Annotated in this window: 1 protein-coding gene; it reads right to left on the bottom strand. The window is 69.4% G+C overall.

Features of this window, described 5'->3' with window-relative positions:
- Window positions 1-634: hypothetical protein (locus FEZ63_RS25280; protein WP_201274249.1), on the bottom strand; the 634-nt coding region annotated here is incomplete at both ends.

Here is a 634-nt window from a genome sequence, read left to right as displayed (position 1 = left end):
GACCGGCCGCGATCTCCTCCGGCCGGTTCTCCCCGTCCCAGGCGATGGTCCGCCTGCCGCCCTGAAGCAGGTTGCCGTTGTTGTCGTAGACCTGCGTTTCTCGAAACTCCTTGCCATCGAACAAACGGCTGACCGTCAGCGGCGCATGCGGACGCTGCGAGCGGGCGGTCGGGAATGTCGCGCCCATGGAACTCGGCCCGGTCTGGGCCGTCATGTTGCCGGCGATGTCATAGGCGAAGGCCTGCCGCGAATCCCCGCCGCCCCGCGCCGACGACAGCAGCCAATCGGCCTCGTTATAGGTGAACGCGAAGCTCTCGGCGCTCGGGCCGCGGATCGACAGGATCCGCCCGGCGAGATCGCGCGTGTAGGTGAGGTCGAGCCCCGGCCCCTCGAGCCGCGTCAGCCAGCCGCGCTTCGGATCATAGGTCCGCCGCGTCGTCCCGCCACCTTTGGCGTAGATTGTGGTCAACGGACGGTCGCTGGCATCGTAGGTGATCGCGTCGATCCGCCCCGGGATCGACGCGAGGCGTCCGGCGGCGTCATAGGTCCAGCCGTCGAGCTTGTCGGCGATCCGCCCCCCGCCCTCCTGCAGGTCCCATTCCCGGCCGCTCACCCGCCCACCCGGCTCGTACAC

This window comes from Microvirga brassicacearum, assembly GCF_008757455.1.
In the GTDB taxonomy this organism is placed as follows: Bacteria; Pseudomonadota; Alphaproteobacteria; order Rhizobiales; family Beijerinckiaceae; genus Microvirga; species Microvirga brassicacearum.
The sequence above is the reverse complement of the archived record's forward strand: the minus strand, read 5'-3'. Positions and strand labels throughout refer to the sequence as shown.